A 19,656-nucleotide genomic window follows, 5' to 3' on the forward strand; every position below is an offset into this window, starting at 1 on the left:
CGGTGGCATCCCAACTGTTTGTGATCGATCCGATCGCCCGGCTCAATCCAGCCAAAGATTCCAGCGTTGCCCTAATGCAGGCAGCCCAGCGAGCGGGCGAGCGGGTGTGGGTGTGCACCATCGCCGATCTTTCTGCCGCCCCAGTGCCAGGAGACCCCCAGCAAGGTCATGGCGCCTGGGTGCTGGCCAGCCCCGTGAATTGCGAGCCCTGGTTTGAACTTGGCGATCCCCAAGTGCTGCCCCTCACCGCCTTCCCGCGGGTGTGGATGCGCAAGGACCCGCCCGTCGATGAGGCCTATCTCTATGCCACCCATCTGCTGGAGCTGGGGGAGCGTCAGGGAGTGCGGGTGCTGAATCGGCCCGCTTCGCTGCGGGCCTGGAACGAAAAACTCAGTGCCCTGCGCTGGAGCCAGCTGATGGCACCCACCCTGGTGGCTAGCCGGGTCACGGCGCTGGCTGCTTTCACCGCCGAGCATGGCGAGGTGGTGCTCAAGCCGCTGGGGGGGCGGGCTGGCCAGGGGGTGGTGTTTGCTTCTGCAGCAACTCCTGGCTTGCGGGCCCTGCTGGAGCTGGTCACTGGCCAGGAGCAGCTGCCGGTGATGGTGCAGGCCTTCCTGCCCGGGGTGAGCGCTGGTGATAAGCGCATCCTGCTGGTGGATGGCGAGCCCCTGGGGGCTGTGAACCGCATTCCCGCCGGTGGCGAGTTCCGCAGCAACCTGGCCGTGGGCGGTGCCCCAGAGGTCACGGAGCTCACGGCGGCGGAGAGGGCTATCTGCGCCGAGCTGGCACCAGCTTTGCGAGCTGAGGGTTTGTTTTTTGTGGGCATCGATGTGATCGATGGCCGCCTCAGCGAGATCAATGTGACCAGCCCCACCGGCGTGCGCGAGGTGGAGCGGCTGGCCGGGATTCCCCTGGCGGATCAGACGATGGAGCTGCTGCTGGCCGCTTGATAGTCGGTGGCGCAACTGAGCTGCTGCTGCAGTACTCCCAGCTTCAGGGCTACCTCCTGCAGCTCCCGCTCCACCGTTGAACCCCGCACTAAGCCAGCACCGGCGGTGAGCTCAAGCCGGTCGCCCCGCAGGGTGCCGCTGCGGATCGCCACCCGCAGGTCGGCGTCACCGGCGCTGTCGATCCAGCCGATCGGAGCGGCGTAGTGGCCGCGCTCGAAGGGCTCCAGGCTGCGTAGCCAGGCCATCGCCTCGCGCCGCGGTAGGCCCGCCACAGCGGGGGTGGGATGGAGGGCGGCGGCGATGCTCAGGGGCTGGTGCTGGCCCAGGGCAGCCGTGATCGGGGTGTGCAGATGCACCAGCTGGCCGTGGCGGGCCAGGCGTGGATGGCGCGGTCGCCGTGGTTTTAGGCCCGCTCTGGCGAGCACGGCGGTGATCGTGTCCACCACCAGCTCATGCTCATGGCGATCTTTGCAGGAGTGCAGCAGCCCTGCGGCCTGCTCTCCTGCTGGGGCGGTGCCCGCTAGGGCATCACTGCGCAACTGTCCCTGGCGCACCGTGAGCAGCCGTTCGGGGGAGGCGCCAATCAGGGCAGTTCCATGGGCTTGCTGCCACAGAAAGCGGCAGCTGCCGCTCTGGTGGCGCCGTAGGGGGGCCAGCAGGGCCAGGGGATGGGGCGCGGCTTCAAGCTGCAGCTCCTGGCGCACGGCTAGCACCACTTTTTCCAGCTCGCCCCTCTCCACCCTCTCCAGGCCCCGCTCAACCGCGGAGCGGTAGCTCTCCTGCCATGGCGAACTGCGGCGGATGGCGATTCGACTATCAACCCTCAGCTCCAGCCCGTCTTTTTGTTGCACTAGGCGCTCCAGCCGGCGGGCCTGCTCCCACAGCTCTTCGGCTAGCTGGCGCGGCGTCACGCCGCCGCCGAGGCTGCGCTGCAGCCGCAGCCAGCAGTGCTGGCCCTGGCGACTCAGCTGCCAACGCGGCAGCACGGCCTGTACGCCAGGGATGGCGGTAGGCCCCGGCTGCAGGGGAGCTTCAAAGAAGCCGAAGGCCAGCAGCACCCGCGGCCGGGCCAGGGGCGGTCCGCTCTCCGGGGTGGCTAGGCGGCTGAGGCAGGCGCTGGCAAAACGCTGGGCCAGCTCAAAGCGGCGCGGACCACTGAGCTCGAGGCTGTTGGTGCGTCCGGCGGCGGCGATGCAGAGCCCCGGCGCCCCGTCCCACAGGAAGCGGAAGCTGTCGCCGCCTGGGGCCAGCTGTTCATCCTCGGGCTCCAGATGGGGTAGCAGCAGCATCGGGTCGCCGCCGGCCAGGGGCAGGGCCAGGCTGAGGACGCCCTCCTCTTCCAGCTGGCGTGCCCGCTCGTTGGCGGCGGCCAGCAAACTGGTGAATAAATCACCCGTTGAATCGGTGAAGGAAGAAGGGGCCTGCACCAGGAAGGGCCGGGGCCGCGACGAAGAGCTGCTCAAATGTATGGGCCCTGCAGTGGCTGCCGCCTGCGGCCCCCATGACTGAGCCCAAGGTCGTCGCAAGCCGTTACGCCAATTCCGTTGATCGCCGCCGGCTGTGGCAGGCGGCGATCAAGTGGCCGATGTACGCGGTGGCAGTGATGCCGGTGCTGCTGGCCGCCGGCTGGCGCCTGGGCCAGGCCCTGCCGGTGCGGTTTGACCAACTACTGCTGTTTCTGTTGGCGGCGGTGCTGCTGCTGGCCTGGGAAAACCTGGCCAACGATGTTTTTGATTCCGACACCGGCGTGGATGCCGACGGCAAGCCCCATTCCGTGGTGAATCTCACCGGCCGGCGCGATCGGGTGGCCGGGCTGGCCAACGGCTGCCTGCTGCTGGGCCTGGCTCTGATGGCGCTGGTGGCCTGGCGCAGCAGCCCGGCGGTGCTGGCTTTGGTGCTGGCCTGCTGCGGCCTGGGCTACCTGTATCAGGGGCCGCCGTTTCGGCTGGGCTATCGGGGCCTGGGTGAGCCCCTCTGCTGGCTTGCTTTCGGCCCCTTGGCCACCGCCGCCGGCCTGCTGGCTTTGGCGCCAGCGGGGGCGAGCGGGGTGCCCTGGCGCATCGCCCTGGCCCTTGGCAGTGGCCCGGCCCTCGCCACCACCCTGGTGCTGTTCTGCTCCCATTTCCACCAGGTTGATGAGGACGCCGCCCACGGCAAGCGTTCGCCGGTGGTGCATCTGGGTACGGCGGCTGCCTCGGGGTTGGTGCCCTGGTTTGTGGCCGGCTGTTTGGCCCTGCAATGGGCGCCGGTGCTGCTGGGCCAGTGGCCGCTCACTGCCCTGCTCGGCGTGATCGGCCTGCCGCCGGCCCGTCAGCTGATCTCCCTTTTGCAGCGCCACCATGGCGAGCCTGGGCGGATCAGCGGCAGCAAATTTCTGGCCCTGCGCTTTCAGGCGCTCAATGGTTTGGGTTTGGCCCTGGGCCTGGCCCTGGGGCGCTTCACAGGATGAGCCAGGGGGGCCTGCTGCAGTTGCAGTGGCGGCCCTTCGGCTTCGCCCTGCCCAAGCCCCTGGTCACGGCTGCAGGCACCGTGCAGCAGCGGCGCGGCTGGCTGCTGCGCTTGCAGGGCTCCCAGGGCGATCTGGGCTGGGGCGAGGCCGCGCCCCTCGATGGCCAGCTGGAGCCATTGGCGGCGGCCCTCGCTGCTTTGGATGCCAGCTATGGGACAGCCGAGCTCGAGAGGTTGCTGCAGGCGGGCCAGTTGCCCCCCACCCTTGCCTTTGCCCTCGGGGCTGCCCTGGCCGAGCTGGCCGGCTTGCCGCAGCGCCGCTGGCTGCCGCCGCCCCCTGCGGCCCAGCTGCTGCCGGCAGGATCAGCCGCTATTGAGGTTTTGGAGCAGCTTGAGCCCGAGCTGGGGCCGGCTCCGGTGTTCAAGTGGAAGCTGGCCGTTTGCGCCGATGGTTTGGAGCGCGAGCTGCTGGAGCAGCTGCTCCAGCGCCTGCCAGCAACCGCCCGCCTGCGCCTTGATGCCAATGGCGGCTGGAGCCGGGCCACGGCGGCGGCCTGGGCCGGGCGTTTGGCGGGCGAGCCACGGCTGCAGTGGCTGGAGCAGCCCCTGGCCCCGGCCGACCAGGCGGGCCTGGAGGCCTTGGCCGCCCAGGTGCCCGTGGCTCTAGATGAATCGTTGCAGCGCGACCCGGGCCTGCGCTGCAGTTGGCCGGGCTGGCAGGTGCGCCGCCCAAGCCAGGATGGGGACCCTCGAGCCCTGCTGGCGGCCCTGGAGCGGGGCAGGCCGCGGCTGATGCTCAGCACAGCCTTTGAAACCGGCATCGGCCGCCGCTGGCTCGAGCATCTGGCGGGCCTACAGGCCGAGGGCCCCACGCCGGCGGCGCCGGGTTTGGCGCCGGGTTGGCAAGCCCCCGGAGCCCTTGCCAGCGCCGATCCGGCAGTGGTGTGGGATGCCGCCCAGTCCACTGCAGAACAGCAGCCATGACGCCCGCACAGTTGCAAAAGCTCTGGGATGCCGACCGCCTGGCGGCCTTGGCGGGCCCGGCCGCCAGCGACCAGCAGGCTTTGGCGGCGGCGATCGGGCCCGATGGGCTGGCTCCCTTGGAGGAGTGCTGGGGGCCGGGGGTGGTGCTGGGTAGTGGCGGCAGCATGGGCGGTCGCCGCTGGTGCCTGCAGCCCCTGGCCCACCTGCAGGCTTCGGCGTCGGCCACTGGCCGCTGGCTGGAGGGGTTGGGGCTGGATCCGGCGAGCTGCCTGCAGCTCAATCCCCTGCCGTTGCATCACGTCAGTGGGCTGCTGCCCTGGGTGCGGGCCCAGCACTGGGGCGCCGGCCACCAGCGCCTCGATCCGGCCTGGATGCGCGATCCGGCCCTGTTGGCTGCGGCTGCCCCGCTAGATCCAGGCCGCCCTGCCTTGCTTTCCCTGGTGCCTACCCAGCTGCAGCGGCTGCTGGCTGCTGCCGACGGCCTGGCCTGGCTGCAGCGGTTGGCGTTGATCTGGGTGGGTGGGGCGCCACTGCCACCGGCGCTGGCGGAGCGGGCCAGGCTGGCCGGTTTGCGGCTGGCCCCTTGCTATGGGGCCACGGAAACGGCGGCGATGGTGTGTGCCCTGGCGCCCGAAGCTTTTCTGGCGGGCGCCTCGGGCTGCGGCGTCCCATTGGCGGGTGTGGAGCTGCGGCTAGGGGCGGAGCAGGCCGTTGAGGTGCGCTGTGAGCGGCTCAGTCCGGGCTGGCTGGAGGCTGGCCGACTCCAGCCCCTGCCGCGCACGGCCGATGGCTGGTGGCGCAGTGGTGATGCTGGCCGGCTGGGCCCAGCGGGGCTGGAGCTGCTGGGACGCCTTGATGGGGCCATTCATAGCGGCGGTGAAACCGTGTTCCCCGAGCTGCTGGAGCAGCGGCTGGCCCAGCTGGCCCAGGCCGCCGGCTTGCCACTGCAGGCGCTTTTGCTGTTGCCAATCGATGATCTCGACTGGGGCCAGCGCCTGGTAGCCCTGGTGCGGCCCGGCTCGCCCCAGCAGGATTGGCAGGAGCTGCAGTTGGCGTTGCAGCAGCTTTGTGATTCCTGGCCACCGGCCGAGCGGCCAGGTCGGTGGCTGCTCTGCCCCGAGCTGGCGCCAGCGGAGCTGGGCAAATGGCAACGAAATCATTGGCGGGCCTGGGTTGATCAGCTAAAAGCAGTTCAGGTCGTCTCTCCCGCGTCAGTCGATGTCGAGCCTGTCTGAGACCGAAATCAGCAATAAGAAGCTGGCTGCGGGTCTCACCGGAATCTTTCTGGGCGCCTTTGGGGTGCACAAATTCATTCTTGGCTACACCAAGCCGGCGGTTATCATGTTGGCGGTATCGCTGCTGACTTGCGGGGTAGGTTATTTTGTTTTTCAAGTCATTGGCATTATTGAGGGCGTCATTTATTTGACGAAATCCACTGCGGAATTCGAAGCCGAATATCTAGATGGCCAAAAAGATTGGTTCTGAGGCCTTAGCGCGGGCTCCCGTTTTATTGCTTTTGTCTGGAGCTGGGGCCCTCAGTTTTGGTCTGGCTGCAGCTATTCCCCACGACGGCTTGCATCCGCTGGCGCTGATGGCGGCCCTGTTGCCCCTGCAGTTGGCGGCGCTGCTTTACGTGTTCAGCCGGCCCTAAAGGGGCTGGATGCCCTGGCCCAGGCTCGATGCTTCCAGCCAGCGCTGCACCCCAGCCGGTAATGGGCAGCGCTGGCGGCTGGCCGTCTCGATCGCCAGGTGTCTGGTGAGTGCTTTGGCTGCGGCCCTCTCGCCCCTGCGGAAGTTGTAGTGCACCTCAAAGCTGCCGGAATCCAGGCGCCTGGGTTCCAGCTGGATCGCTAGGGGGTCGCCGCAGACAAGGGGAGCGAGGAAGTCGGCGCTGCAATGCACGAGCGGCAGGGCAATGGCTGGTATCTGCCCCGGGGTGGGAAAGATTTCAGCGGCAGGCAGGCCATAGCGCTCCAGGCTTTCTTCGTAAGCCTCGTGACACCAGCGCAGTAGCTGGTGGAAATGCATCACCCCGGCGGCGTCCGTGTCCCCGAAGCGCACGGTGCGGCAGAGCAGCAGCCAGCTGCTCGAATCAGCGATCAACCGACCCCATGATCACGTCGATGGAGCCGAGGATGGCCATGATGTCGGCCACCTTGGCTCCCTTGAGGATGTGGGGCAGGATTTGCAGGTTGTTGAAGTCGGCGGCGCGGATCTTGAAGCGCCAAGGGGTGACGTCGTTGTTGCCCTGCAGGTACACCCCGATTTCGCCCTTGCCTGATTCCAGGCGGGTGTAGAGCTCACCATCGGGAATCTTGAAGGTTGGGGCTACTTTCTTGGCCACGTATTGATAATCAAAGCCGGCATATTCGCTGCCCTTGCCCTCCGCCATGCGGCGGGCCTCCAGGTGCTCGGTGGCTCCTCCGGGAATCATGGCGCAGGCCTGGCGCAGGATTTTTAGGGATTCGCGCATTTCTTTGACGCGCACCCGGTAGCGGGCGTAGCAGTCACCCTCCTGTTCGCAAACCACGTCCCAGTCGAAGTCGTCGTAGCACTCGTAGTGGTCGACCTTGCGCAGGTCCCAGGGCACCCCAGAGGCGCGCAGCATCGGCCCCGACAGGCTCCAATTGATCGCCATCTCGCGGCTGATCACGCCCAGCCCCTCAATTCGCTTACGGAAGATCGGGTTGTTGGTAATTAGCTTTTCGTATTCATCGATCTTGGGACCAAACCAGTCGCAGAAGTCGAGGCACTTTTCCAGCCAGCCGTAGGGCAGATCGGCCGCCACCCCGCCGATGCGGAAATAGTTGTTGTTGATCAGCCGCTGGCCGGTAGCCGCTTCCCAGAGGTCGTAGATCATCTCCCGCTCGCGAAAGATGTAGAAGAACGGCGTCTGGGCGCCCACGTCCGCCAGGAAGGGGCCAAGCCAGAGCAGGTGGTTGGCGATGCGGTTTAGTTCCAGCATCAGCACCCGGATGTAGCTGGCGCGCTTGGGCACGGGCACATTTGCCAGCCGCTCCGGCGCGTTCACCACAATCGCTTCGTAAAACATGCCGGCCGCATAGTCCATGCGGCTCACGTAGGGCACGAACATCACGTTCGTGCGGTTTTCGGCAATCTTCTCCATGCCGCGGTGCAGGTAGCCGATCACCGGCTCGCAATCGACCACGTCCTCGCCATCGAGGGTCACCACCAGCCGCAACACCCCGTGCATCGAGGGGTGGTGGGGGCCGAAGTTGACCACCATCGGCTCCGTGCGCGTCTCCAGCTGCGTCATGGGGCCGTGGGTTAAGCGCTTTGCGGGGATCTTAGGAAGGAAGGGCCCGCCAGACGATCCGTGACGGCGAAGATCGCACCAGCGCCCCCGGATACGGCTCCTAAGCTTGATCTGGGAGTGTTGAATCCGCGCAAACCATGGGTCAGCACCAGCCAGCGCCTTTGCGAAAGATGGCGGCACCGGCAGCCGCAGCCCTCTCGCGCTGGCTGCTGGCTCCACACCAGCTCCGGGCGGCCCGGCAGCGCCAGCTGCTCATCGACAGCCTCACGGCAGTGCTTCCCACCGGGGAGGAGGGCTGCCAGGTGGGGTTGGCGATCCTGCAGGGCGCCCGTGCCCTCAGCCTGGCCGATGGCGATTTTGACCAGGAGGAATGGGAGCTTTTCTACTTCTGTCTCAAGAGCCTGCGCCTCAGCGATGCCCAACGCCAGAGCGCGGACCTGCATGGCTCACCCGATCCCAAGCGGATCGCCGCCAGCCTTGCCGCCATCGCAGACCCCAGCCAGCAGCTAGCGATCGCTCGCTGCTACTGCCTGTTTGCGGCGGCGGATGGCCAGGGAAAGGCGGCGGAACTCGGTCTGTTGCAGACCCTGCTCCAGGTGCTTGGTCACCCGGAACTGGAGCGGGAGCTGCCCGAGCTTTGCCGCCGCTTTCGCCCTGCGCCCAGCTGGTGGGGCCGCCTTCGCCATGGCTTGGGTCAGCGGCTGGCTCGTTGGGCTTCTCCCCACCGCCGCCGCTGAATGGCCATGGCTGATCCCGCCAGCACTGCGTTGTTTGATCATGTGCCCGTGCTGGCCGAGGCGGTGCTGGCGGGCTTTGCTTGCTTGCCAGCAGGCCTGCTGATTGACTGCACCCTCGGCGGCGGCGGCCATAGCGCGCTGCTGCTGCAGGCCCATCCCGGCTTGCGACTTGTGGGGCTGGACCAGGACCCAAGCGCCCGTGCCGCCGCCGCTGAGCGCCTCGCCCCATTTGGCGATCGGGTCACAATCGTGGCCGCCAACTTCGCCGATTACGTCCCGCCTGAGCCGGCTGTAGCGGTGCTTGCAGATCTGGGGGTGAGCAGTCCCCAGCTTGATGTGGCGGCACGGGGCTTCAGCTTCCGGCTCGAGGGGCCGCTCGACATGCGCATGAACCCCGAGAGCGGCGAGACGGCTGGGGAGCTGCTTGATCGTGCCGGCGAGAGCGAGCTGGCAGATCTGATCTACGCCTACGGCGAGGAGCGGCTGTCGCGCCGTATCGCCCGCAAGCTCAAGGAGCAGGGGCCCTGGGCCCAGCGCCATACCGCCGAGCTGGCCTATCTGGTAGCCGGTTGCTACCCACCGGCGGCGCGCCGCGGCCGCATCCATCCAGCCACCCGCACCTTTCAGGCCCTGCGCATTGCCGTAAACGATGAGTTGGGGGTGTTGGTCAAGCTGTTGCACAGCTCCCCCAACTGGCTGGAGCCAGGCGGGCTGCTGGCTGTGATCAGCTTCCACTCCCTTGAAGATCGGCGAGTGAAAACGGCCTTTTTGGCTGACGATCGGCTGGAGCGGGTAACGCGCAAGGCGATTAAGGCCAGCCCCGAGGAGGCCGAAGCCAATCCGCGCAGCCGCAGCGCCCGGCTGCGCATCTCCCGCCGTCTTGGTGAGGGGTCGTAGCTGCAGCTCGGGCTGTATCAGCCGATCTATATCAGCCGATCAGGCCGGTGCGGTCTTCGGCGCCAAACAGCTGGCGGAAGGCGGCGGTGGAGATGCACAGCACCAGGGGCACCACCACCAGCAGGCCGCCGTAGCTGAACAGGCCGCCAATGGTGTGGACCACGCCCTCGATGATTCCAAGCCATAGCACCATCCCCCAGCTGGGATTGACCACGTTGACGCCAGAACCAATGGTTTTGGTGGGATTAGCGGTGCCCAGCAGCGACACCTGGATCAGGAACTTCTGGGTGACCAGCAGCCAGATGTAGAAGATCGCCACCACGATCATGGGGATCACGCTGAGGGCTTCGTTGAGCTTGCCAAGGCCTGCCCCGATCAGGGTGGCGATGGCCCCGGCCACAGCTATGACGATCGCCAGCAGGATGCCGGAACCGAGCAGGCGGGCGCTGGCGGGACGGTCCCAGCGGGTGAAGTCGGCGAAGCAGGGCTTGCGGCCCTCCAGGCTCAGCCAGGCGCCGCGGGTTAGGCCAACCACGGTCCACAGGGCAACGATCACATAGCCGATCACGCCCACGATCAGGGCGGCCCAGGCGCCGGTGGGGTGCACAGCCATCACCTCATTGACGCTGGCTAGGCGAGCCCCTCCCAGGGCGGCCAGGGCGGCGAAGGGCAGCAGAATCAGGGCGGAGAGGGCCTCAAACAGCAAAAAAGCCCAGGGGGCGCGGCAAAAAGCAGCCCAGCCGTCTTCCACGGCCTGGAGCACGTGCAGTCGGCTGTCGCTGGAAGGGGTGAGGGCCATGATCAAGGGCAGATGGGCCGGACGGTAGCTATGAAGACAGCAGGGCGCATCCCAGTTGTGAAGCTTTGAACGATGCCGCTCCGCTGCTCTGGTGGCTTTGCCTGGGTATTCAGGCGTTAGCGATCCCGGGTGCGTTGTTGCCCGTACTGCCGGGACTGGCCTTGCTGCCCCTGGGGGCGCTGCTGTGGATCTGGGCGGTCGGCTGGAGTGCGGGCTGGCCGTCGCTGCTGCTAGCGCTAGTGCTGCTGGTGCTCGGCTGGGGTGCCGAGGCCCTGGGCTTGGTGCTTGGTCCAGCCAAGCTGCAGGCCAGTCGTTGGGCGGGTTTGGGCGCTGGACTGGGCTTGCTGGTGGGCCTGCTCGGGCTGCTGCCGGCCCTGCCCGTTGGTGGCCCCCTGCTGGGCCTGCTGTTGGGCCCCTTTCTGGGGGCGAGCCTGGCCCAGTGGCTGGCGGCCCGCGGTGGCCTGGGCAGGGCGCTGCAGGTGGGGTTGGCGGTGCTGGTGGGGATGCTGGTGAGCAGGTTGGCTCAAGCCCTGTTGGGCGTGGTGGGGGTGCTGGGCTTTATTGCGCTGACGCGCGGAGCTTGATGGCTGACTTGTGCCCTCAGCGCAGCTCCCGCACCGCGGCCGCAACTGTTTCAATTGCCAGGGCGATCTCGACATCGCTGCTGCCCCGCCCCAGCCCGAAGCGGATCGAGGCGGCCGCCTGATGACGACTGCGGCCCAGGGCGGCCAGCACGTGGGAGGGGGAGCCCTGGCTGCAGGCCGAGCCGCTGCTCACGGCGAGCCGCTGGCGCAGCAGTCGGTGCAGGCGCGTGCCATCCACTCCTTGCACCGTCACGTTCAGGTTGTGGGCCAAGCGGGGTGCGCCATCGCCAGACAGCCCGCCGCCGTTGAGCTCTATCCCGCCGAGGTCGCGCAGGCCCTCCCAGAGCTGGTTCCGCAGGTCCCCCAGCCGCCCGTCCCGCTCCTCCCGATCAGCCTCAGCCCCCAGCAGCGCTTGGCCCAGCCCCACCACCAGGGGCACCGGCAGGGTGCCGGCCCGGCGGCCATCCTGCTGGCCGCCACCATGGAGCTGGGCAGCCAGCTGGAGCCCCGGGCGCACAAGCAGGGCCCCTACCCCTTTGGGTCCATAAAACTTGTGGCCACTGAGGCTGAGCAGGTCGATGCCCAGCTCTTCGATGGCAAGGGGGATGTGGCCGGCAGCCTGGGCCGCGTCCACATGCAGCAGCACTCCCCGCTGCCGGCAGAGGGCGGCGATAGCGGCAAGGGGCTGGAGCACGCCGATTTCATTGTTGGCGGCCATCACGCTCAGCAGCAGCACGTCGTCGCCGAGGACCGCCTCCAGCTGGGTCAGATCCACCAGGCCATTGGGCTGGATGGGCACCAGGCTCACCGGAAACCCATGGCGCGCCAGGTAGGCCAGGGGGTCGAGCACGGCCCGGTGTTCGCTCACCAGGCTCACCAGTCGCCGCCGGGGGTTGCCAGCCGCCAGGGCCGCTTCGCACACCCCCTTGAGGGCCAGGTTGTTGGCTTCGGTGGCGCCGCTGGTGAAGATCACGGTTTCGGCGCTGCTGCCCAGCACTCGGGCCAGCTGGCCCCGGGCCCGCTCCACGGCGGCGGCAGCTTCCAGGGCCGGGCGATAAAGGCGGTTGGCTGGGTTGGCGCAGTGCTCGCTCCACCAGGGCGCCATCGCCGCCACCACCGCCGGATCGCAGGGAGTGGTGGCGTGATGGTCGAGGTAGGCGAGCATGGGTTGCTTGCAGGCTTCCATGTTGCCAACCAGAACCCTATTGCTGGTGGCCCTTGCAGCGCTGCTGGCGCCACCCAGCTGGGCCGAGGGCGGCGGGGTGCGGCCCGAGGATGCCCGGCCGCCGGGACTGCTGCTGCTGCAGGAGCGCCCCGGCCTGGGCGGCAAGCAGGCGATTGGTATTTATGGGGCCGTGGCTGATGCCAAGGTTCCCGGCCTGTGGCGCATCAAGCTTTGGGATGAGCAGCCCAACGACGTCAAGGTGCGCAGCGAAACCATCCGCTGCAGCCCTTCAGCGCCGATGCGGGTTACCAGCGATGGCGTCAATTTCTACGTGCGAGAGCTGAACCCCGGCGGAGCGATTACGACCGCCAATCGCATCGACCACCTGGTGTGGTGGGCCACCTGCTTCCCCGAGCAAGCCGGCAAGGATCCAGCGGGCCTGGGGCCCCTGGCCCGCCAGCTCGGCTACGGCGGCAGCCTGCGGGAATCCGAGCAGATCTTGCCTGGACGCTCCCGCTGAGCGCCTGCAGACTTGTCCCTGCCGACTGGAGACCTGCAGAGTGGCCGCCATGAACCCAGATCTGACCCCGGCCCAGGAACCAGAAGTGACGCCCGTGCGCCTGCTGCTGGTCGATGACGAGCCCGGCCTGCGCACCGCTGTAAAGGCCTATCTGGAAGACGAGGGCTTCGCGGTGACCACCGCCAACGATGGTGAGGAGGGCTGGGCCGTGGCCCAGGAGATGCTGCCTGACGTCATCCTTAGCGACGTGATGATGCCCCGCCTCGATGGCTACGGGCTGCTCCAGAAGTTGCGGGCCGACGAGCGCCTGGGTGGCACGCCGGTGATCTTCCTCACCGCCAAGGGCATGACGGCCGATCGCGTCACCGGCTTCCAGGCTGGCTGCGACGACTACATCCCCAAACCCTTTGACCCGGACGAGTTGGTGGCCCGGGTCCACAACGTCGTCAAGCGCCAGCAGCGGCTTCTGGCGGAGGCGGCCCGCTTCGCTGATGCCGATATCGGCCAGCTGTCCAAGCAGATCACCGAAATCCGTTCCCTGCTCGCCACGGGCAGTGCCAAGAAGCCAGCCAGCGCGCCCGAGCATGTGTTCACGCCGCGGGAGGCCAGCGTGTTGCAGCTGGTGGCCGAGGGGATGATGAATAAAGAAATCGCCCGGCGACTGGAAACCTCGATCCGCAACGTCGAGAAATATGTCAGCCGGCTATTCATCAAGACCGGCACCGCCAGCCGCACCGAACTGGTGCGCTACGCCCTCGAGCACGGGCTTGTTGACTGAACCGGTCTTGTCGACTGAGAAAGTTTTTTCGACTTTTTCGACCGAACCAGCCTGGTTGGCGCCTGCCCTCAATGGCGGCTTCGCCTACAGGGATCGCATCGCCCCCAGGGCCGCCGGCCAGAGCGTCAGTGCTTTTTATGCCGGTTGCTATCGCCATTCAACGCCTACTGATTGGCTGCAGCGCCTCGCCGCCGGGGAGATCTACAGGAACGGCCTGCAGCTTCAGGCCGATGTGGCCCTCGCAGCCGGAGATCAGCTGATCTGGCATCGGCCCCACTGGCAGGAGGCGGCCGTGCCGGTGTTGCCCAGCCCCCTGTTCGACAACGGCGACCTGCTGGTGTTCAACAAGCCCAGCGGTTTGCCGGTGCTGCCGGCCGGTGGCTTCCTGGAGCACACCCTGCTGGCCCAGCTGCAGGCCCGCTGGCCTGAGGCCCGGCCCGTGCACCGCCTGGGCCGCTTCACCTCCGGCCTGCTGGTGTGTGCCCGCCTTCCCGCCAGCCGCGCCTGGCTCAGTGCCCTGCTGCGGGAGAGCACGGCGCAACGCCGCTGCACCAAGACCTACAGGGCCCTGCTTCAGCCGCCCGCCCCCGGCTCGCCTCTGCTGGCGCTGGAGCCCGACCAGCAGCTCAGCCTCACCACGCCGATTGGTCGCTGTCCCCATACCCGGCTGGGGACCATATGGGCCGCGGCTCCGGCGGATCCGGTTGCCCTGCCGGCCCGCAGCGAATTGCGCCTGCTGGAGCGAGGCGAGCGGGCCTGGCTGGTGGAGGTCACGATCGCTACGGGGCGCCCCCACCAGATCCGCATCCACACCGCGGCCGCCGGGGCGCCCCTGCTGGGCGATCCGCTCTACGCCCCGGGCGGCTTGGCCTCGGAGCAGGCCCTGCCAGGCGATGGTGGCTACCACCTGCATGCCCACAGGCTGCAGTTGGTCTGCCCCGATGGCGACCTGCTTGCGCTGGAGGCGCCGTTGCCCGCAGCCCTGCGCGGAGCTGCTGATGGCTGAAGTTCAAGCTCCGGGCCTGCACCTGCGCCACTGGCCGGCCTGGCTGGCGCCCAGCGCCGCGGCTGAGCTGCTGGAGCGCCTGCAGCTCGAGGTGCCCTGGAAGCAGGAGGCGATCACGATTTACGGCCGCCGCCACCTGCTGCCGCGGCTCACCTGCTGGATGGCCGATCCCGGCTGCGGCTACAGCTACAGCGGCCTGGCCAACGTGATTGAGCCCTGGTCGCCGGCTGCCGCCGAGCTGCGCGAGGCCCTGCAGATGCTCACGGGTTGGCGCTTCAACTCCTTGCTGCTCAATCGCTACCGCGACGGCCGCGATGCCATGGGCTGGCATGCGGACGATGAACCTGAGCTCGAGCCCACCGCCCCGATCGCCTCCCTCAGCCTCGGCGCCTCCCGCGACTTCCGCCTGCGGCCCCAGCCCAGCCCGCGCCACCGCGCCGCCGTCGTCTCCGGTGCCTGCCCGTCGCCTGCTGGTTTTGGCGACTGCACCCCGTTCAACATTCCGTTGCACAACGGCGACTTGCTGTTGATGGAGCCCCCCACCCAGTTGTGGTGGCAGCATGCCCTGCCGCGCCGGCTGCGGCTGCAGCAGCAGCGCCTCAACCTGACGTTTCGGGTGGTGCGCCCAGTTGCATAGGGCTGCTCAGGCCCGCTCGAAGGCGATCAGGTATCCAGCGCTTGGATCAGCGAGTCCAGATTGGTGCCAACTTGATTGGCCACGTCCTTGAGGATCTGTCGGAGTGTGCCCACACGCAAAGGTTTATGGGCGGGGATGGTGAGGTGTTGCTGCCCATTCGGCAGCAGGCGAGTGAGTCGCATGTGGCTGCCACTATGTCGGGTCACGGCATAGCCAAATCGGGCTAACCGCCGCGCTAGTTCTGCACCATCGAGATCACGGGGGATCTTCACAGGGCCAGCAGTTCCTGGCGCACGTGATGAAGCCGTATCAACGGGGGCGCATCACCCTCCTCAAAGTGGCAGTGCACGGCATCACGAATCTCTTGATGCAGCTGCTCCAAATCCTCCGCCTCTGTGTGAATCGAACTGCCAACGGCGTTGGCTCGGAATGACCCGTCCTCGGCTTCTTCCACGACAAAAAGAATTTCGTTCATCGCGTTTTTGCCCGGTGCCCTCTGCCAAGCAAAAGTCTGGCATCGAATCAGGGGGCTGGTTGGTCTGCGGGATTGCCCGCTTTGCGGGGTCAGGCCCGCTCGAAGGCGATCAGCCTTGAGAAGTAAAAGGGCGCCTGGTTGAGGCTGCGGCGCATGGGCTTGAAGCCGGCTTTGGCGGCGGCGGCCACGATGCCCGCCTCGCGCAGGGTGTAGGCGCGGGTGGTCTTGCTGGGGCCGGGGAACAGCTGGCCGATGCCCTTGAGCAGGGCCAGCAGCGGCGTGTAGGGGGCAAAGCTCACGATCAGGTGGCGCTCGGCCATCGAGGCCAGGTGGCGCACCATCTCCTCGGCAGGGGCCTGGGGGTAGTGGATGAACACGTCCAGGCAGATCACCGTGTCGTAGCGGCCCTCGAGGCTCTCGAGATCGGAGGCCAGGAAGCTGATCTGACCTGGCTTGGCGCCCAGTTCACCAGCGCGGCGCTGGGCTTCTTGCACCATCGCAGCGGAGAGGTCGGAGGCGGCGATAGAGCCCGCACCCAGCTGGGCCAAAGGCAGCGTCAGGCTGCCTACGCCGCAGCCGGCATCACAGAAGCTGCGGCTCTCCAATCCGCCCTGCTCCTGCAGCCAGGCCAGCACGTTGTCCACTGTTTTTTGGTGGCCGATGCGGATGTTGCGCTGTACCCGGTTGACGTCGTCGCTGTCGCTGTAGATGCGATTCCAGCGCTCAAAGCCGGTGGTTTCGAAGTAGCCCTTCACCTCGAGTTTTTCGGCCTGGTTGGCTTCCAGTAGCTGGTCGGGGGCCATGGGGATATCCGGTCGTGGCGCGGATCCTAGGGAGTGACTTCTGCTCCGGGCCGCTGCCAGCTGAGCCCGGCGGGCCCCTCCTGCCAGCGCAGGGTTTCCGCTAGGGGCATGCCCAGCAGCATCTGGTCGAGGCTGCGGTCATCGCCCAGCACCCGCCGGGGCAGCACGGTGGCCGCGGCGATGGCCCGGGCCGGCTCACCGGTCCACTGGGCCAGGCGCCGCACCCCCTCCAGCAGCGGCAGGGTGACGCCGGCCAGGGTGCCGTCTTCCAGCCGGCAGCTGCCGTCGGCCACGATCAGCAAGCGCTCATCCCAGCGGTGCTGGCCTTCGCCGAGGCCGTAGGGGGCCAGGGCATCGCTCACCAGCACTACCTGCTCTGGAGCCAGCCGCTGCAGCAGCACCGCCATGGTGGGGGCCACGTGCACCCCATCGGCGATCAGGCCGATTGCCACATCCCCCCGCAGGGCGGCAGCCGCCACCGGCCCTGGCGCGCGCCGGTGCATGTCAGGCATGGCGTTGAAGGCATGGGTGAGCATCGTCACCCCGGCAGCGAAGGCGGCGTGGCTCTGGGCTTCCGTGGCCGCGCTATGGCCCAGGCTCACCACGATTCCCCGCTCGGCCAGGGCGGTGATCACGGCGCCAGCCCCCTCCAGTTCCGGGGCCAGGGTCACCAGGTCGATGTCGCTTTCAAAGCCGTCGATGCGCTGCAGCAGGGCGGCCAGGCTGGGGGCAGCCAGGTGCTGGGCGGGATGGGCGCCCCGGCGACTTGGTTCAAGGAAGGGACCCTCAAGGTGGGCGCCCAGTAGCTGGCAGCGGCCCGGTTGGTGGGCTGCTCGCGCCTCTGCCAGCACGGCCAGGGCCTGGCGCAGGGGTGCAACGCCGCAGGTCACCAGGGTGGGGCAGATCGCTTCGACACCATCGCGCCAGAGCAGCTCCAGCAGGGCCTCCAGCTGGGGGAGATCGGCCAACGTGAGCTCCGGAAAAGCCAGGCCCAGGCCGCCGTTGATCTGTAGATCCACCCCGGCCGGGCTGAGCCAGTCGCCGTGCCAGTCGTCACCGGCGGCCCGGCTGCCGGCGGGCAAAGGCTCCACCAGGCTGATCAGATCGTCGTCGTCAAGGCCGATGCGCCAGCGCTGGTTGGCGCCATGGCTGCAGCGCTGGGCCTGGGGCAGTCGCACATTGCTGAGCCAGCGCATGGGCAGAAGGGCCGCCAGACGGGACAATGCCATTCTCCGCCTGCGGCCGTGTGGTTGCCTTCTCTTCTGCCGGACCGTCATCGGGATCGCCCCAAGCTGCCCCTGCACCCCAGGTGGCAGTGGTGATGGGTAGCGACTCAGACCTGCCCACCATGCAGCCGGCGGTGCAGGTGCTGGAGCAGTTTGGGGTGGCGGTAGAGGTGCGGGTGCTCTCGGCCCATCGCACTCCCCTGGAGATGGTGGAATTTGCCCAGATGGCCCGCGGGCGCGGCTTCAAGGTGATCGTCGCCGGCGCCGGCGGCGCCGCCCATCTGCCTGGCATGGTGGCGGCCCTCACCACCCTGCCGGTAATCGGCGTGCCGGTGCAAAGCCGGGCCCTATCGGGTGTGGATTCGCTCCATTCGATCGTGCAGATGCCCGCTGGTATCCCGGTGGCCACGGTGGCGATCGGTAATGGCCTCAACGCCGGCCTGCTGGCGGCGCAGATCCTGGCCACCGCTGATCCCCGCCTCGCCCAGGAGATCTCGGACTACCGCGATGGGTTGCACGGCCAGGTAACGGCCAAGGACACCCGGCTGCAGCAGCTGGGCAGCCGGGCTTACCTGGAGCAGATGGGCTGATGCTGGAACGGCTCGTTCTGCCTCCCTGGCTCAAGGCCGGCCTGGCCCTGCCCCTGCTGGTGCTCAACCTCTGGGTGCTGCGCCAACTGCTGCTGCCCCTGGCACCCTTCCCGGCCCTATTTGTGGCGGCGGCCCTGATCGGCTTTCTGCTGGATCTGCCCAGCCGCTGGCTGATGGGCCGTGGTCTGCCGCGCTGGCTTGCCTACGCCCTGGTGGTGGGGGTGAGTGTGGGCCTGATCGGCCTGGCCGCCGTCTGGCTGGTGCCCCGGCTGATCGAGCAGCTGGGCGAGCTGATCACGGCCCTGCCCGGCTGGTTGGCCCAGGGGGAAACCCTGTTGCAGCAGCTGCAGGCCTGGGCGGTGACGCGCGGGCTGCCCACCGATTTCGGCGACCTCAGCAGCGAGCTGCTCACCCGCACAAGCCAGCTGGCCCGCCAATTTAGCCAGCAGCTGCTGAGCTTGCTTGGCACCACCGTGGGCCTCACGGTCAACACCGTGATCGTGCTGGTGCTGGCGGTGTTTCTGCTGCTGGGAGGGGAGGGCATCAGTGCCGGCCTGGCCCAGTGGCTGCCGCCGCGGGTGCGGGAGCTGGTGGTGGCCACCTTGAACCGCACCTTCCGCGGCTACTTCGCCGGCCAGGTGGTGCTGGCGTTGATCCTCAGCCTGGCCCAGATCGTGGTGTTCACCTTGCTGGGCATTCCCTATGGCGTGTTGTTTGCGGTGGCGATCGGCTTCACCACCCTGGTGCCCTATGCCAGTGCCCTCACGATCGTGGCGGTGAGCGTGCTGCTCGCCCTGGATGATCCCCGCACGGGCCTGGAAGTGCTGGCCGCCGCCATCAGCGTGGGCCAGGTGGTGGACCAGGTGATCCAGCCCCGGCTGATGGGGCGGATCGTGGGGCTCCAGCCGGCCTGGCTGTTGATCAGCCTGCCGGTCGGAGCTCGCCTGGGCAGCCTGCTGGGCCTGGGGGATCTGCTCGGCTTGGTGCTGGCGGTGCCGGTGGCCAGCTGCGCCAAGACCTTTCTCGATGCCTGGGGCGACCAGCTTCGCGCCGGGGAGGTGCCGGTGGTCAGCTCCCCGGCGGGATCACGCCCTGAGCCGCCAGATAGCTGAGCACCACGGCCACCGAATCCTCCAGGCTCTGGGCGCCGGTGTCCACCCGTAGCTCGGGCTGCTCGGGGGCTTCATAGGGGCTGGAGATGCCGGTGAACTCCTTGATCTCGCCGGCCCGGGCCTTGGCATAGAGCCCCTTGGTGTCGCGCTGCTCGCAGGTGCCTAGGTCGGCGGCGCAGTGGATCTCGATGAAGTCGCCGGCATCGACCAGGGCGCGGGCCTTGTCGCGGTCGGCCTTGAAGGGCGACACGAAGGCGGTGAGCACCACCACACCCGCATCGAGGAACAGTTTGCTCACCTCGCCGATGCGGCGGATGTTCTCCTCGCGGGCGGCGTCGGAGAAGCCCAGGTCCTTGCAAAGGCCGTGGCGGATGTTGTCTCCATCGAGCACGTAGCAGGAGAGCCCCCGTTCAAACAGGGCGGAGTTCACGGCGTTGGCCAGGGTGCTCTTGCCCGAGCCGCTCAGGCCGGTGAACCAAAGGATGGCGCTGCGGTGGCCCTGCTGTTCGGCCCGGGCTGCCCGGTCCACCGTGGTGTGGTGCCAGGCGATGTTGGTGGAGGCTCCCTGGTTGGTGAGTTCGCCGTAGGTGGGGGTGGAGGGAGCGGCGGACATCGGTGCTGGGCGTTGGGACGGATCGGGCCATTCTCCCCTGTGCCTCGCGTCAGGC

At 67.9% G+C, this 19,656-nt stretch carries 25 protein-coding genes; 15 read left to right on the plus strand and 10 right to left on the minus strand.

The window, feature by feature from the left end; all coding sequences use genetic code 11:
• Positions 1 to 2: 2 nt before the first annotated feature.
• A complete protein-coding gene (gshB, locus tag KBY73_RS02640; RefSeq protein WP_254935527.1) occupies positions 3 to 950 on the plus strand; it encodes a glutathione synthase in 948 nt (315 codons plus the stop codon).
• Here gshB and KBY73_RS02645 read toward each other — a convergent pair.
• Positions 920 to 2,380, minus strand: coding sequence for an isochorismate synthase (locus tag KBY73_RS02645; RefSeq protein ID WP_261349158.1), 1,461 nt, complete (start codon positions 2,378 to 2,380; stop codon positions 920 to 922). The genes gshB and KBY73_RS02645 overlap by 31 nt on opposite strands.
• 71 nt (positions 2,381 to 2,451) lie before the next feature.
• Between KBY73_RS02645 and menA the strand changes: the two genes are divergently transcribed.
• Genes menA through KBY73_RS02670 form a run of 5 tightly spaced genes read left to right on the plus strand, consistent with a single transcriptional unit; the run spans position 2,452 to position 6,033 of the window.
• Entirely contained in the window at positions 2,452 to 3,399 is a 948-nt protein-coding gene (menA, locus tag KBY73_RS02650; RefSeq protein WP_254935528.1) for a 2-carboxy-1,4-naphthoquinone phytyltransferase, read from the plus strand.
• Positions 3,396 to 4,382, plus strand: a complete 987-nt coding sequence (gene menC, locus KBY73_RS02655; protein ID WP_254935529.1) for an o-succinylbenzoate synthase — start codon at positions 3,396 to 3,398, stop codon at positions 4,380 to 4,382. Before menA ends, menC begins: the two co-directional genes overlap by 4 nt.
• Entirely contained in the window at positions 4,379 to 5,617 is a 1,239-nt protein-coding gene (locus KBY73_RS02660; RefSeq protein WP_254935530.1) for an AMP-binding protein, read from the plus strand. Before menC ends, KBY73_RS02660 begins: the two co-directional genes overlap by 4 nt.
• A complete protein-coding gene (locus KBY73_RS02665) occupies positions 5,601 to 5,867 on the plus strand; it encodes a TM2 domain-containing protein (RefSeq protein ID WP_254935531.1) in 267 nt (88 codons plus the stop codon). Before KBY73_RS02660 ends, KBY73_RS02665 begins: the two co-directional genes overlap by 17 nt.
• A complete protein-coding gene (locus tag KBY73_RS02670) occupies positions 5,845 to 6,033 on the plus strand; it encodes a hypothetical protein (protein ID WP_254935532.1) in 189 nt (62 codons plus the stop codon). Before KBY73_RS02665 ends, KBY73_RS02670 begins: the two co-directional genes overlap by 23 nt.
• Here KBY73_RS02670 and KBY73_RS02675 read toward each other — a convergent pair.
• Entirely contained in the window at positions 6,030 to 6,485 is a 456-nt protein-coding gene (locus KBY73_RS02675; RefSeq protein WP_254935533.1) for a thioesterase family protein, read from the minus strand. The two genes, KBY73_RS02670 and KBY73_RS02675, sit on opposite strands and share 4 nt — an antisense overlap.
• Entirely contained in the window at positions 6,475 to 7,659 is a 1,185-nt protein-coding gene (locus tag KBY73_RS02680; RefSeq protein WP_254935534.1) for an NAD(P)H-quinone oxidoreductase subunit H, read from the minus strand. The genes KBY73_RS02675 and KBY73_RS02680 overlap by 11 nt, the downstream gene beginning before the upstream one ends.
• 137 nt (positions 7,660 to 7,796) lie before the next feature.
• On the opposite strand from KBY73_RS02680, the gene KBY73_RS02685 reads away from it, so the two are divergent.
• Together KBY73_RS02685 and rsmH are read left to right on the plus strand one after the other, a co-directional pair.
• Positions 7,797 to 8,396: a hypothetical protein gene (locus KBY73_RS02685; RefSeq protein ID WP_254935535.1), complete on the plus strand. Its 600-nt coding sequence runs from the start codon at positions 7,797 to 7,799 to the stop codon at positions 8,394 to 8,396.
• A 6-nt stretch (positions 8,397 to 8,402) separates the two neighbouring features.
• Entirely contained in the window at positions 8,403 to 9,293 is an 891-nt protein-coding gene (rsmH, locus tag KBY73_RS02690; RefSeq protein ID WP_254935536.1) for a 16S rRNA (cytosine(1402)-N(4))-methyltransferase RsmH, read from the plus strand.
• Positions 9,294 to 9,324: 31 nt separating this feature from the next.
• On the opposite strand, the gene KBY73_RS02695 is transcribed toward rsmH, so the two are convergent.
• Positions 9,325 to 10,092 (minus strand): hypothetical protein, encoded by a 768-nt coding sequence (locus KBY73_RS02695; protein ID WP_254935537.1) that lies wholly within the window; start codon positions 10,090 to 10,092, stop codon positions 9,325 to 9,327.
• Positions 10,093 to 10,157: 65 nt separating this feature from the next.
• On the opposite strand from KBY73_RS02695, the gene KBY73_RS02700 reads away from it, so the two are divergent.
• Positions 10,158 to 10,676, plus strand: coding sequence for a DUF456 family protein (locus KBY73_RS02700; protein ID WP_254935538.1), 519 nt, complete (start codon positions 10,158 to 10,160; stop codon positions 10,674 to 10,676).
• 16 nt (positions 10,677 to 10,692) lie between these two features.
• Here the strand turns inward: KBY73_RS02700 and KBY73_RS02705 are convergent, their stop codons facing one another.
• The gene (locus KBY73_RS02705; protein ID WP_254935539.1) at positions 10,693 to 11,841 is read right to left on the minus strand and encodes a cysteine desulfurase family protein; all 1,149 of its coding nucleotides are present in this window, start codon (positions 11,839 to 11,841) and stop codon (positions 10,693 to 10,695) included.
• A gap of 19 nt (positions 11,842 to 11,860) precedes the next feature.
• Between KBY73_RS02705 and KBY73_RS02710 the strand changes: the two genes are divergently transcribed.
• The 4 genes from KBY73_RS02710 to KBY73_RS02725 are packed head-to-tail and all read left to right on the plus strand — an operon-like array spanning position 11,861 to position 14,782.
• On the plus strand, positions 11,861 to 12,361 hold the full coding sequence (locus tag KBY73_RS02710; RefSeq protein ID WP_254935540.1) for a hypothetical protein: 501 nt from the start codon (positions 11,861 to 11,863) through the stop codon (positions 12,359 to 12,361).
• A 49-nt stretch (positions 12,362 to 12,410) separates the two neighbouring features.
• Positions 12,411 to 13,139 (plus strand): response regulator transcription factor, encoded by a 729-nt coding sequence (locus KBY73_RS02715; RefSeq protein ID WP_254935541.1) that lies wholly within the window; start codon positions 12,411 to 12,413, stop codon positions 13,137 to 13,139.
• A 55-nt stretch (positions 13,140 to 13,194) separates the two neighbouring features.
• Entirely contained in the window at positions 13,195 to 14,145 is a 951-nt protein-coding gene (locus KBY73_RS02720; protein ID WP_254935542.1) for a pseudouridine synthase, read from the plus strand.
• Complete coding sequence (locus KBY73_RS02725; protein WP_254935543.1) at positions 14,138 to 14,782, plus strand: alpha-ketoglutarate-dependent dioxygenase AlkB; 645 nt, start codon at positions 14,138 to 14,140, stop codon at positions 14,780 to 14,782. The genes KBY73_RS02720 and KBY73_RS02725 overlap by 8 nt, the downstream gene beginning before the upstream one ends.
• 26 nt (positions 14,783 to 14,808) lie before the next feature.
• Here KBY73_RS02725 and KBY73_RS02730 read toward each other — a convergent pair whose 3' ends face one another.
• From KBY73_RS02730 to KBY73_RS02745, 4 genes are all read right to left on the minus strand, one after another.
• Positions 14,809 to 15,054, minus strand: a complete 246-nt coding sequence (locus KBY73_RS02730; RefSeq protein ID WP_254935544.1) for a type II toxin-antitoxin system HicA family toxin — start codon at positions 15,052 to 15,054, stop codon at positions 14,809 to 14,811.
• Positions 15,051 to 15,257, minus strand: coding sequence for a 2-oxoisovalerate dehydrogenase (locus KBY73_RS02735; protein ID WP_254931865.1), 207 nt, complete (start codon positions 15,255 to 15,257; stop codon positions 15,051 to 15,053). Before KBY73_RS02735 ends, KBY73_RS02730 begins: the two co-directional genes overlap by 4 nt.
• A gap of 89 nt (positions 15,258 to 15,346) precedes the next feature.
• The gene (bchM, locus tag KBY73_RS02740; RefSeq protein ID WP_254935545.1) at positions 15,347 to 16,060 is read right to left on the minus strand and encodes a magnesium protoporphyrin IX methyltransferase; all 714 of its coding nucleotides are present in this window, start codon (positions 16,058 to 16,060) and stop codon (positions 15,347 to 15,349) included.
• A gap of 26 nt (positions 16,061 to 16,086) precedes the next feature.
• The gene (locus KBY73_RS02745) at positions 16,087 to 17,289 is read right to left on the minus strand and encodes an N-acetylglucosamine-6-phosphate deacetylase (RefSeq protein ID WP_396096457.1); all 1,203 of its coding nucleotides are present in this window, start codon (positions 17,287 to 17,289) and stop codon (positions 16,087 to 16,089) included.
• Between the two features lie 80 nt (positions 17,290 to 17,369).
• On the opposite strand from KBY73_RS02745, the gene purE reads away from it, so the two are divergent.
• Complete coding sequence (gene purE, locus KBY73_RS02750; RefSeq protein ID WP_254935634.1) at positions 17,370 to 17,876, plus strand: 5-(carboxyamino)imidazole ribonucleotide mutase; 507 nt, start codon at positions 17,370 to 17,372, stop codon at positions 17,874 to 17,876.
• Positions 17,876 to 18,988, plus strand: a complete 1,113-nt coding sequence (locus KBY73_RS02755; protein ID WP_254935546.1) for an AI-2E family transporter — start codon at positions 17,876 to 17,878, stop codon at positions 18,986 to 18,988. Before purE ends, KBY73_RS02755 begins: the two co-directional genes overlap by 1 nt.
• Here the strand turns inward: KBY73_RS02755 and cysC are convergent.
• A complete protein-coding gene (gene cysC, locus KBY73_RS02760; RefSeq protein ID WP_254935547.1) occupies positions 18,945 to 19,601 on the minus strand; it encodes an adenylyl-sulfate kinase in 657 nt (218 codons plus the stop codon). The genes KBY73_RS02755 and cysC overlap by 44 nt on opposite strands.
• Positions 19,602 to 19,656 lie beyond the last annotated feature (55 nt).

The sequence above is a fragment of the Cyanobium sp. Tous-M-B4 genome (assembly GCF_024345395.1).
Lineage (GTDB): Bacteria > Cyanobacteriota > Cyanobacteriia > PCC-6307 > Cyanobiaceae > Cyanobium_A.